The sequence below is a fragment of the Faecalibacillus sp. MSK20_93 genome (genome assembly GCF_020589945.1).
Classification (GTDB): Bacteria; Bacillota_I; Bacilli_A; order Erysipelotrichales; family Coprobacillaceae; genus Faecalibacillus; species Faecalibacillus intestinalis.
The window spans coordinates 1-12,002 of sequence record NZ_JAJDKA010000072.1 but is presented as its reverse complement, the minus strand read 5'-3'; the positions used below and the strand labels follow the sequence as shown (position 1 = coordinate 12,002).

The 12,002-nt window shown below is 29.3% G+C and carries 12 protein-coding genes and 1 other RNA gene; 11 read left to right on the top strand and 2 right to left on the bottom strand.

Going from position 1 to position 12,002, the window contains the following annotated elements:
* Positions 1 to 83 precede the first annotated feature (83 nt).
* The gene (locus LJD34_RS14455; protein WP_227360234.1) at positions 84 to 503 is read right to left on the bottom strand and encodes a hypothetical protein; all 420 of its coding nucleotides are present in this window, start codon (positions 501 to 503) and stop codon (positions 84 to 86) included.
* Between the two features lie 54 nt (positions 504 to 557).
* On the opposite strand from LJD34_RS14455, the gene LJD34_RS14450 reads away from it, so the two are divergent.
* The 5 genes from LJD34_RS14450 to LJD34_RS14430 all read left to right on the top strand — a co-directional run bounded on the left by LJD34_RS14450 (position 558) and on the right by LJD34_RS14430 (position 4,299).
* Entirely contained in the window at positions 558 to 758 is a 201-nt protein-coding gene (locus LJD34_RS14450; RefSeq protein ID WP_032089671.1) for a DUF1146 domain-containing protein, read from the top strand.
* Between the two features lie 23 nt (positions 759 to 781).
* Positions 782 to 1,678 (top strand): stage II sporulation protein D, encoded by an 897-nt coding sequence (gene spoIID / locus LJD34_RS14445; protein ID WP_119362648.1) that lies wholly within the window; start codon positions 782 to 784, stop codon positions 1,676 to 1,678.
* A 33-nt stretch (positions 1,679 to 1,711) separates the two neighbouring features.
* Positions 1,712 to 2,341 (top strand): M23 family metallopeptidase, encoded by a 630-nt coding sequence (locus tag LJD34_RS14440; protein WP_032089673.1) that lies wholly within the window; start codon positions 1,712 to 1,714, stop codon positions 2,339 to 2,341.
* Positions 2,342 to 2,446: 105 nt separating this feature from the next.
* A complete protein-coding gene (locus LJD34_RS14435; RefSeq protein WP_022001045.1) occupies positions 2,447 to 3,436 on the top strand; it encodes a rod shape-determining protein in 990 nt (329 codons plus the stop codon).
* Positions 3,437 to 3,525: 89 nt separating this feature from the next.
* On the top strand, positions 3,526 to 4,299 hold the full coding sequence (locus tag LJD34_RS14430; RefSeq protein WP_227360233.1) for an HAD family hydrolase: 774 nt from the start codon (positions 3,526 to 3,528) through the stop codon (positions 4,297 to 4,299).
* A 30-nt stretch (positions 4,300 to 4,329) separates the two neighbouring features.
* Here the strand turns inward: LJD34_RS14430 and LJD34_RS14425 are convergent, their stop codons facing one another.
* Positions 4,330 to 5,478 carry a DUF871 domain-containing protein gene (locus LJD34_RS14425; RefSeq protein WP_227360232.1) on the bottom strand — a complete coding sequence of 383 codons (1,149 nt, stop codon included), beginning with the start codon at positions 5,476 to 5,478 and terminating at the stop codon, positions 4,330 to 4,332.
* Between the two features lie 124 nt (positions 5,479 to 5,602).
* Here LJD34_RS14425 and LJD34_RS14420 point away from each other — a divergent pair, with 124 nt between their 5' ends.
* The 6 genes from LJD34_RS14420 (at position 5,603) to LJD34_RS14395 (ending at position 11,906) form a co-directional block, all read left to right on the top strand.
* Positions 5,603 to 7,282: an MraY family glycosyltransferase gene (locus LJD34_RS14420; RefSeq protein WP_227360231.1), complete on the top strand. Its 1,680-nt coding sequence runs from the start codon at positions 5,603 to 5,605 to the stop codon at positions 7,280 to 7,282.
* A gap of 88 nt (positions 7,283 to 7,370) precedes the next feature.
* Positions 7,371 to 7,601 (top strand): preprotein translocase subunit SecG, encoded by a 231-nt coding sequence (gene secG, locus LJD34_RS14415; protein WP_022001041.1) that lies wholly within the window; start codon positions 7,371 to 7,373, stop codon positions 7,599 to 7,601.
* A gap of 46 nt (positions 7,602 to 7,647) precedes the next feature.
* Entirely contained in the window at positions 7,648 to 9,828 is a 2,181-nt protein-coding gene (rnr, locus tag LJD34_RS14410; protein ID WP_227360230.1) for a ribonuclease R, read from the top strand.
* A 17-nt stretch (positions 9,829 to 9,845) separates the two neighbouring features.
* Positions 9,846 to 10,292, top strand: a complete 447-nt coding sequence (smpB, locus tag LJD34_RS14405; protein ID WP_032089679.1) for an SsrA-binding protein SmpB — start codon at positions 9,846 to 9,848, stop codon at positions 10,290 to 10,292.
* A 3-nt stretch (positions 10,293 to 10,295) separates the two neighbouring features.
* Positions 10,296 to 10,645, top strand: a transfer-messenger RNA (tmRNA) gene (gene ssrA, locus LJD34_RS14400).
* A 598-nt stretch (positions 10,646 to 11,243) separates the two neighbouring features.
* A complete protein-coding gene (locus tag LJD34_RS14395) occupies positions 11,244 to 11,906 on the top strand; it encodes a hypothetical protein (protein WP_227360229.1) in 663 nt (220 codons plus the stop codon).
* Positions 11,907 to 12,002: the final 96 nt, after the last annotated feature.

The window sequence follows — 12,002 nt, the reverse complement described above, 5'->3', positions numbered from 1 at the left end:
CACATGCCTTTCACGCATGCATTCACGGGTTCGAATCCCGTACGAGTCACCATTTGTAAATCACATCACTTCGGTGATGTTTTTTATTTATTTGCGATTTCTTCATCAAGTATATTCAAATATATATTTGTTAGTTTTGTGTTTCTTTGATCAATTATAGAAGAAATATGGGAGGTTAGGTTTTTTATTTGTTCGTCGTTATTCGCGTTAAAACTTTCACTGCAAAATATTTTCGTGCTTGATCCTTCATACTCTAACATCCAATATATATTTTTTTTAAAACTTCCTTGATTAACAGGCTCTTTTACAATTGGATGATAACTTGATGTGTTTAATTCTTGATAATAACGATCAAGATAAGAAACATTATTAAGTGTTTCTTCTTGGTAAAGTTTCATCTGAGTTTGTAATATATTTGTAGGAGCTTGGGTTGCAAGAAGTTCGTACATACTTGCTGAATAGAGTCGATTATAGATAAGATATTGTAAAGTTTTATTTGTCAAAACGATCACCCTGTTTATTATATGCAGATTAATGGGTTATATGAGGAGAAATATATGTCATATCAGATATTAAAGTTAATTGTTTATTTGTTTTCTATTTTATCTTCAATGTATGGGTTAAGTTGTTTTCATTATGAAAAATATATTCTTAAGGGGAAATTAAAACAATTTTATTGTTTATATCTTGTTGCTTCTGTATCTTTGGGTTATTTATTTGCATCTTTTATTTTAGATTTTGTAACAATACATTTTTAATTTAAGTTTTCATATATTAAAATATGAAAACTATTTTTTTTAAATTATTACTTATTCTATTTATTTTATTAGCGATTATTTTGTTGTATCAACCAACCAAAGAGAAAGATTCTTTATATAAAGGAAAAGAAAATGAAGATGTTTATGTAAGTGTACAAGTTGGAGATAATACACAAAAAATTCTTTTAGATGACTATTTATTGGGGGTCGTTGCTGGAGAAATGCCGGCAAGTTTTGAACTTGAAGCAATTAAAGCACAAGTTGTCGCAAGTCGAACTTTTGTTTATTCGCGTTTATTAAGTGTAGATAATACAACCAATACACAAGTTTATCTAGATGATGAAAAGATGAAGGTTTCATGGAGTGATCATTATGAAGAATATAAAGAGAAAGTTCAAAAAGCTATTGTAGAAACTAAGGGGGAAATCTTAACTTACCAAGGAAAGTGTATTTCAGCTCTTTTTTATTCAAGCAGTAATGGAAAAAGCGAAAATGTAGAAAACTATTTTAAAGGTTCAAGTCAACCGTATTTGGTTTCTGTAGATTCACATTGGGATCAAGAATATGATCCTCAGTTTATAAGAAAAGTAAAATATACTAAAGCACAGCTTAATTCACTTTTTGGAGGTTCGTTTCAATATCGTTTTTTAGAACACTATCCTAGTGGGAGAGTTAAATCTATTCTTATTAATCAAAAACAATATAGTGGTAGGGAAGTAAGAGAAAAACTACAATTGTCTTCAAGTGATTTTGAAATAGTTAAAGAAGGAAATTCTTATATTTTTGTGACTAAAGGATGTGGACATGGAGTTGGGTTGTCTCAATATGGTGCACAAGGAATGGCAAAGGAAGGATATAATTATCAAGCTATTTTAAAACACTATTATCAAGGAGTAGAGATTTCAAAGAATAAAGAATGATTTTATGGTTACACTTCTTAAGAGGTGAAAAGCATGAAAGGATTATTGAAGAGGAATAAAAAAACATTTATTTTTATGACTTCACTTTTATTATTTTTAATAGGTGCTGGTGTTATTCAGGAAATTGTTAAGAATTTAAAACCATTCGAGGATGTACCAGTAGTTTCGGTAGAAACAAAAGATGAAAATAAAAATCAAGGAAGTGAAATCTTAAAAAAACCAGTTAATGATGATGTTAAAGTAAGTAAGGGTTTTTATGATACGTCTTTAGATGATAAAAAATTAGAAGAAGCACTTGTTTATTTTGAAGGAGTCTATCGTCCTAATGATGGGATTGATTATACAAAGGATAATGAAAGCTTTGATGTTTATGCGAGTGCAAGTGGGACTGTTATTAGAAAAGAAAATGATTCTTTATTAGGGTGGATTGTTACGATTGAACATCAAAAAGGTATTCAAACAATTTATCAATCTTTAGATGATATTAAAGTTGAAAAAGGAGATCAAGTGAAACAAGGAGATGTTATTGGAAAAGCAGGAAATAATGTTTATCAATCAACATTAAAAAAACATTTACATTTTATTGTTTCAATTGATGATAAAACTGTAAATCCTGATAAATATTTTAATCAAAAAATTGAAAAAATTAAGACGTCATCATGATAAATTTATATTTATAAAAAAATTAGTGTCTTTTGTTTTTTTGCCTTGTAATTCAATAAAATCGTGATACAATATTGAGGAAAAAACATACAAGGAGGAGAAATAATGGCATTATCAAAAGAAATTGGTATCGATTTAGGTACTGCAAATATATTAATTTATGTCAAAGGTGAAGGTATTGTAGTCAATGAACCTTCAGTAGTGTCAATAGATGAAGAAACTAAAAAGCCATTAGCTGTAGGACAAGAGGCAAAAGATATGTTAGGTAAAACTCCTGGTAGGGTTCAAGCAATTAGACCATTAAAAGATGGAGTTATTGCAGATTTTAGAATTACTGAAATCTTATTAACTCATTTTATTAATAAATTAAATTTAAAAGGAATTTTTGCTAGACCAACAATCTTGATTTGTTGTCCATCTAACATCACTTCAATTGAAAAATCAGCAATTAGAGATGTTGCTGAAAGATGTGGAGCTAAAAAGGTATTTATTGAAGAAGAACCAAAAGTAGCAGCAATTGGAGCTGGTCTTGAAATTAATAAACCAACAGGTAATATGGTTATTGATATCGGTGGAGGAACTACTGATATTGCAGTATTATCTTTAGGTGATATTGTAACAAGTTCATCTTTAAAAATTGCTGGTGACGTCATGGATGCGGACATTATTAAATTTGTTAAAGATAAATATAAATTATTAATTGGAGATCGTACTGCTGAACAAATTAAATTAGAAATTGGTTCTGCTGTAAAAGGATCATCTGATAAAACATTTGAAGTACGTGGTAGAGACTTAGTAACTGGATTACCACATACAATTACTATTACATCAAACGAAACTGAATTAGCACTTAGAGAAACTTGTGCAACAATTGTTAAAGAAACTAAACATGTTCTTGAACAAACACCACCAGAATTAGCTGCTGATATCGTATCACGTGGTATTTTCTTAACAGGTGGAGGAGCTTTATTAACTGGTTTAGATAGATTATTAGAATCTGAATTAAATGTTCCTGTATTCGTAGCAGATGATGCATTAAATTGTGTTGCTAATGGATGCGGTGTGATGTTAGAAAACTTACACTATATGAAATAGACTGTTCTTTTTGAACAGTTTTTTTCTTATCTAGAAATTATACAAATTGAATAGTTAAAAATGATACAATCTCATCTGAGGTGAAAATGGTGAAAAAAGTATTATTTTTTGATATAGATGGAACATTATTAAATAGTGAATTAAAAATCCCTGAAGGAGTAAAAAAGGAACTTAAGAGATTAAAAGATGCTGGGCATTATTTATTTGTTGCTTCAGGGAGACCTTTAGCGTTTATTTCTAATCAAGTTATTGAGGCTGGATTTGATGGTTTTGTCTTATGTAATGGAGCGCATGTGGAATTAAATCATAAAATTATTTTTGAAAATAGAATTCCCTATGAAAAAGTGGTTGGTTTAATGAAAATGTTAGAAAGTGTTGATTGTGAATATAATTATGAAACAGCAACAGATTGTTATATTGATCCTGCTTATCATAATTTTATTGAATTCTTTAAAATTTGTGATATTCGTCATGAAAAATTAATAACAAATTTTGATAAAGAAGAAGTAATGCATCGTACTTTAAAAATAGAAATAAGTGCTAAAAAAGATCATGATAAAATTATTGATTATATTGCTGATAAATTTTATTTTGATCATCACGGAACAGCTAATTCATTTGAAATATGTGCTTTAGATACTTCTAAAGCAACGGGTGTAGAAAAAGTTCTAGAACATTTGAATATTGATAAAGATCATAGTTATGCTTTTGGAGATGGCTTAAATGATTTAGGAATGATTAAATATGTAGGTCATGGAATTGCTATGAAAAATGCTGTTAAAGAGTTAAAAGATGTGGCTGATGAAGTGATTGGTCATGTAGATGAAAACGGTTTAGAAGAATATTTAAAAACAATAGATTAAAAATGAGGTTCGTTTTGAACCTCATTTAAATTATTTAATAAATTTGAAATGTTGACCTGGTTTAATGAAATCTAATAAACCTAAATCTTCATCTTTTACTTTACCAATTAAGTTTCTTTCACCATCATTTGGGATTTCAGTTAAAACAACTTCTAATTCACCACGATAATGAGCTAAGTTATCGTTAACCACTAAGATATCACCACGCGTAAATACTTTTTTACCACAGTCATGATGTGGAATAGATTTGTCTTCTTTAGCTTCTTTTTTATCACCAAATCCTGAATCTTGAACAGTTGCTTGGTTTTTGAATTGAAGTCTTGGGAAACTTGATCTTAACATAAATGATGAATGATCGTATCGATCCCAGTGTGGAGCAAATTCATACATGATGTATTTTTCATTATCAGTAATTTCTGGTACTTCATCAACACGTAATTCTAAAGCTTGGAAGTTGATTTTTGATAATGCTTCTAATTCTTCTGTACTTGCTGGATAGTTACCAATGATAATATCATCAACATCACCAGTAGCTAATAAATATCTTGCTTGTACTTCAATTGGTAAAGGTCTCATGATTTCTACTGTAGGTAAACCACAGAAAACTTCCCAAGGACCAATTGTTGGATCATTGTGACTTGAAACAAAGGCAGCTGTATGAAGATTTAATGCTTTCCATTGTTTATTGAATTGTTGGAATAAATCAAAATCTAGCCCAGTATATCTTTCTGGGAAGAAGTTATGACACATAATAATTTGGTCTTTATTTCCACCATTTTTAATTAATAAATCAACACCAGCATCCATACTTGCATTGAATTCGATTTTAATACCATAAGGATTTCTAGTAACAGCGATATCTCCTTGAGTACCAAAGTTACCATCCAAACGAATAATATCTAATCCTAAATCTGCAAATGGTTTTAAATTATTTGGAGTAGCTCCAATTAATTTAAATACTTCTGGATTTGTATCAGCAGCAACAACAAATCCTAATTCATGAGCTTTATCCATGAATCCTTTAAATTCTTTTAAATAACTTTCTCTTTTATCATCTGGAATCGATAAAAAACAAGTAAAGATTCTAGTAAAACCTAATTTAGCAGCAGTTTCCATATAATCATAGACTTCTTTAATATCACTTTTATCTGGATAAACAGAGATTCCTAAACTATGCATAAACATATTCCTCCTTATATACTAGTATAGACAAGTTTTTGTCCAAATACAAGTCTTAGAGCTATTTAAAAGTTGAAATTTACTAAAAAATAATGAATAATATAGGCATAAAGGAGGTGGCAAAATGTCACTGACGGTCATTCTTTCATTTGTTGTAACAACAATCATTTCAGCTTTAATGATTCCACTTGTAATTAAAGCTGGAAATCAATTAGGAATTGTTGCACATATGAATAAAAGAACAGTTCATAAACATGAAATAGCACGTATTGGTGGCTATGCCATTTATTTAAGTTCACTTATAGGATCAGCCTTATTTTTGAAAGCAGATCATCAAATAAATGCTATTATGGTTGCAGGATTTATAATTTTTATGGTAGGGCTTTATGATGATAGTCATGATTTATCCCCTAAAGTAAAATTAATTTTTGAAGTCATTGCGGCGTTGATTGTCATTGTTTATGGAGAAATCTATATAAAAGGATTTGGATATTTCCCAAGTGATGCGATGACATTTCTTTCAGGGATTGTTACTTTATTTTGGATTGTAGGAATTACTAATGCGATTAATTTAATTGATGGGTTAGATGGGTTATCTGCAGGTATTTCAATTATTGTCCTTGTTACTATCTCAATGACTTCTTTATTATCTGGAAGAAGTGACATTGCTTCTTTATCACTCATTCTTGCTGGAAGTATTATGGGCTTTTTGTTTTTTAATTTTCATCCAGCAAAAATTTTTATGGGGGATTGTGGAGCTTTATATATAGGTTTCATGATTTCAGTTATTTCTTTATTAGGATTTGGATACAATGCTTCTGCTTTTTTTACTTTAGGAGCCCCAATTATTGTTTTAATGGTTCCAATCATGGATACTTTAATAGCAATTTTAAGAAGAAAAATACATCATAAAAAATTTAGTGAAGCGGATCGAGGACATTTACATCATAATTTGATGTTTAAATTAAAATTAGGACAAAGAAAAAGTGTTTTAGTGCTTTATTTAGTCACTTTCTTATTTTCGCTTTCATCTTATTTATATTATTATAATCCAACTGCAGGAACAATTTTATTTATTGCTTTAATGATTATGTTTGAAATATTTGTAGAAGTAACAGATATGATTTCTAGAAAATATAAACCAATTTTAACAATTGTAAATATTTTTATTGATTCTGATAAATTACCAAAAATTAAATTTTTAGATCGTTATCGTAAAAGAAGATCTCCTCAAAAAGCCATGAGAGATCATTTAATTATTGCGCTATGTTTTTTACTTATGATTGTAGGTGTTGGTTATTTTATGACATCTAAAGATACGCCTTTACCAATAAAAACTGAAACAGTACAATCTCCATACACTAAATCTGGAGATAGCGAACTATTAAATAATATTTATGCAAGACTAGATACAAGTTATAAAAATAAAGATGAAGAAGATGAATGTCAATTAGTGGCTGCTTATTTTGTGTGTGATTATTATACTTTTGTAGATAAGAAAAAAAATGAAATAGGTGGTGTTGATTATATGTATCCTGAAATGGTGGAAAACTTTAGTCAATATGCACAAACATCATTTTATAGTTATAAAAATCAATATCCAGAATTAGAGGTTTTAAAATATAATATTATATCTTATTCACCTTCAAAGGTAACAATTGCTGGATTAGAGGATAATGATTATTATAATATTTTGATTTCATTAACGTTTAATGAAGAAATTGAAGGCTTAAATTCGACAGTCAATGTAACGGTTGTAAGGGTAGAAGATCGTTACTATGTTTGTGGGTTAGATAATGCATAAGTTATTTTAAAATTATGTTGTTTTTATGAGCTTTTTATGATAATATTTGCTATGCAATGTATTAAATTAATCGAAGGAGGTTAAAAATATGTTTGAAACAATTTTAAAGGTTGCTATGGTTATTATTTCCGTTGCTCTTATTATATTATGTTTATTACAAAGTGGAAAATCAGATGATATTGTTAATGCATTAACTGGTCAAAGTTCAAATCTTTTTGCTGAACAAAAAGAACGTGGTGTTGATTTAGTAATGTCTAGAATGACAATGATTTTGAGTATTGCCTTCTTCGTGATTGCAATTCTACTACGTATGAATTAATGAATAATAGGACGCAAGGCGTCCTATTTTTTTTGGAGGTGAGAAGATGAAAGAAAGAATTTTGGATATATTAAAAGATAAAGAAAGATCAATTCATGAATTACAACATGTATTAGATCTAAATAATAGTGAAGGTTTTACAGTTTTGCTTAAAGCTTTAAATCAATTAGAAGATGAGGGTAAAATTGTAAGAAATGATAAAAATGAATATTTATTAATAGAAAATTCTAATTATATTGTAGGTGTTTTACATATTAATAAAAGAGGTTTTGGTTTTGTCATTATTGATGAAGAAAGTGATGATATTTTTATTTCTTCAAGAGATTTAAAAGATGCTTTTAATATGGATACAGTCATGGTTGAACTTAAAAAGCATCAAACAGGATCGCGTCAAGAAGGTAGAATTGTTAAAGTTATTGAAAGAGGACAAACAAGACTTGTTGGGCTGTTGAAAAACGCTAAAAGAGAACTTGTCTTTGATGCGGATGATCAAAAGTTTACACAACCTATTTATATAGATCATGCACATAGTCATGGTGCAGTAGCTGGACATAAAGTTGTTGTTGAAATTAAAACGTATAAACCTTATTTAAAAGGAAATGTCGTAGAAATTTTAGGACATGTAGGAGATCCAGGGGTTGATATTTTATCTGTTGTTTCTCAACATGAAGCACATGTTGAATTTCCTAAAGAAGTTTATGAACAAATCGAATCAATTGAAAATGACATTGATCAAGAAGAAGCTAAAACAAGAACTGATTTAAGAAATGAAACGATTGTTACGATTGATGGTGATGATGCCAAGGACTTAGATGATGCAATTTCTTTAAGAAGATTAAAGAATGGAAATTATTATTTAGGGGTACATATTGCTGATGTTTCTTATTATGTAGAAGAAGGATCTGAATTAGATAAAGAAGCACTTGCAAGAGGAACTTCTATTTATTTAGTGGATCGTGTTATTCCAATGCTTCCTCATAAATTATCTAATGGAATTTGTTCACTCAATCCTCATGTGGATCGTTTTGCAATTTCATGTTTTATGGAAATTACCCCTCAAGGAGAAGTCATTGATCATGATATCGTTGAATCAGTTATTAATTCAACTGAAAGAATGACTTATAATAATGTTAATAAAATACTTGCAGGGGATGAAAAACTACAAGAAGAGTATAGCCATGTATGTGATTTATTTTTCTTAATGAAAGAACTTGCTGAAATTTTACAAAAAACAAGAGAAGATCGTGGAGCAATCGATTTTGATACAAATGAAGCTAAAGTATTAGTTGATGAAAAAGGTAAACCAACAGATGTTGTTTTAAGACAACGTGGAGAAAGTGACCGTATTATTGAATCATTTATGTTAGTTGCTAATGAAACAGTTGCAAAACATTTTAAATGGCTTGATTTACCATTTATCTATCGTGTTCATGAAAATCCTAAGGTAGATAAATTAAGAAAATTCTCTACAATTTCTAGAACTCTAGGTTATACAATAAAAGGTTCGTTAGAAGATATTCATTCTAAAGAATTAAGTAAAATCGTTGAAGCAAGTAAAGGAACAGATGAACATGTGATTATTTCTACATTACTTCTTCGTTGCATGGCAAAGGCAAGATATGATGAACAATGTTTAGGACATTTTGGTTTAGCAGATGAATATTATACACATTTTACATCACCAATTAGACGTTATCCTGATTTAATGGTTCATCGTTTGATACGTACGTATTTATTTAAAAAGAAATTAGATCAAGAAACTCTTTTCCATTTTGCTTCTATTATGCAAAATGTTGCTGATCAAGCTTCTTCGCTTGAAAGAAAAGCAATTGATATTGAACGTGAAGTAGATGATATGAAGATGGCTGAATATATGGAAGACCATATTGGTGAAACCTTTGAAGGAATTGTTTCTTCAATTACAAACTTTGGTATGTTTGTTGAACTTCCAAATACGATTGAAGGATTAATTCGTATGGAAGATCTTGTAGATGATTTCTATTATTTTGATGACATAAATCTACAATTAATTGGAAAAAGAACTGGAAGACGATTTAAGATGTCTGATAAAGTCAAAATTAAGGTTTCAGCTGCTTCAAAAAGAGAAAAAACAATAGATTTTCAAATTGTTGGTATGAAATCTAACAAAAAGAAGAAAAAAACTGTTATAATAAATAAGCGACGAGATAGAAAGCCAAAACAAAAGTTTAAAAGAAAAAGAAGATAGAAAAGGTGGTGATATGTATGAAGATCATTTCTCAAAATAAAAAAGCACATCATGATTATTTCTTGTTAGATACTTATGAAGCAGGTATTGAATTAAAAGGAACTGAAATTAAATCTGTGCGTTTAGGTAATGTGAATTTAAAAGATTCTTTTGTAAGAATCAAAAATAACGAAGTTTATGTAGAAAACATGCATATCGCTCCTTACGATCATGGAAATATCTTTAATCATGAAGCAAGAAGAACAAGAAAACTCTTGCTTCATAAAAAAGAAATCCTTAAAATAACTAATAAGTTAAAAGAAGGTGGCTTAACTGTCGTACCTACTAAAATGTATTTTAGTGGATCTAAAGCTAAATTAGAAATTGCGCTTGCTAAAGGTAAAAAGCTTTATGATAAACGTAATGATCTAAAAGAAAAAGCTGCAAAAAGAGATATCGAAAAGTCTCTTAAAAATTACTACTAATCTGGGGATGTCTTGGATTCGACAGGGGTATGTTTGACCTTAGCTGCAGTCGTTGGAGTACGTTAAACTCAAACAAAAAATAACTGGAAACAGACAAACTAATTACGCTTTCGCTTAGTCGACATAGACATGAAAGCTGCTAACATTTAGTGAGCCTATAGCTATTTGTTAGTATTATAACTTTTAGGATAAGGGTTGAAGGAGTCTTGACTTTAACCACGAAAATTTAAAGAATCGCTTGGTGTAAAATTGTTCGTTGATTGTAGCCAAGTTAAATTATTCAATGGACTAAACTGTAGACGCTTTGGAGGAATTGCTTTTGGACGCGGGTTCGATTCCCGCCATCTCCACCAAAATTAAGAGTTAAAATGGATGTCATCGAAAAAAAGCCGATGAAATCAACGTTTTTTAAGATATTTTAAAGAATCAAAAAATAGCGATTTACGTGGATGTCACCCATATAAAAGGGTGTCACTACCTAAAAATCGCTATTTTTTACTTCAAAGATGAGGTAAAATGGATGTCATTAAAAGAAAGCAGGAAACCAAATGAAATTTTATATTAACAACAACGAATTAAGTGAAAAAGTATTTTGGAGAACACTAGATTCGTTAGTAAGTCCAATACAAAGAGTACATATCTTGGATGGAATGAAAGTGAAGATTGCCGATTATTTATGTTGGATTGAAATAGTGTAATGCTTTTAAAAGTGAATATGAATGATAAGATAGTAGATCAGAAGATTTACTATCTTTTTTTATGAAAGAAGGTGGTACAATGAAAGAAATAATCATATCTATTGTTTCAATGCAAATAGGTGCATTTATAGGAATTGCTACAATGTACTTTTTTCAAGTCAATAAAGGTAATGGTAGCTCTGATAAGCAATAAATACAAGTATAGACTTTGTACAAATTTAATGATGATAATGAGTAGAGGAGATGAGAATATATGAAAAAAAGCAATATTATAGTTTTAGCATTATCTACATTGTTGGTTGTTTGTAATGCACTACCAATGAACAACCATGTAGAAAACAAAAAAGAAGTAATTATTTCACAAAAAGAGGTATCAAAAAAAAAATCAAAGAAAAAAGATGTATCCAAAGATGAAACCAATGAAAGTGATAAAAGTGTAAATGATACATCCAAACAAACAGCAGAAGAAAATACGATTCAGGAAGATCAAGAATCTGTAAAAAGTGATGTGCAAACCCAAGAGAAAACGAGTAATCAAAATACTAATGAAAATAAAACACAAAAGAAAGTTGAAACAAAACAAACACCAGTACAACCTGTTGAAAGCAATCAGCCTTCTTCTGTAACACCAAGTCAGCCAGCCTCAAGTGGAAATACTACTAATGCACAACAACCTCAAAAGGAAGAACAAACAAAGATTTTAAGAGTGACATATTGGGTTAAATGTGATTGTGGAAAAGAATTGACACATTCAATAGATTATAAAGATTATGAGTCTTACTATAATAGCAACGATTACTCAGTAAAGATTTTAATTAATCAATTATTAGATGAAGGACATTGTGCAGGAAATGAGGAAGTATGTGGTGCTTCGCATTATCGTTATGGCACAAATGAAAATTGGATTTATAAGTAAATCATTATCAAATTATGTAGAAACATGATAGAATTAAATGTGGATAAAGAATAAGTAAATAGTTTATCATAGATAATTACTGAAAATTCAAAATAT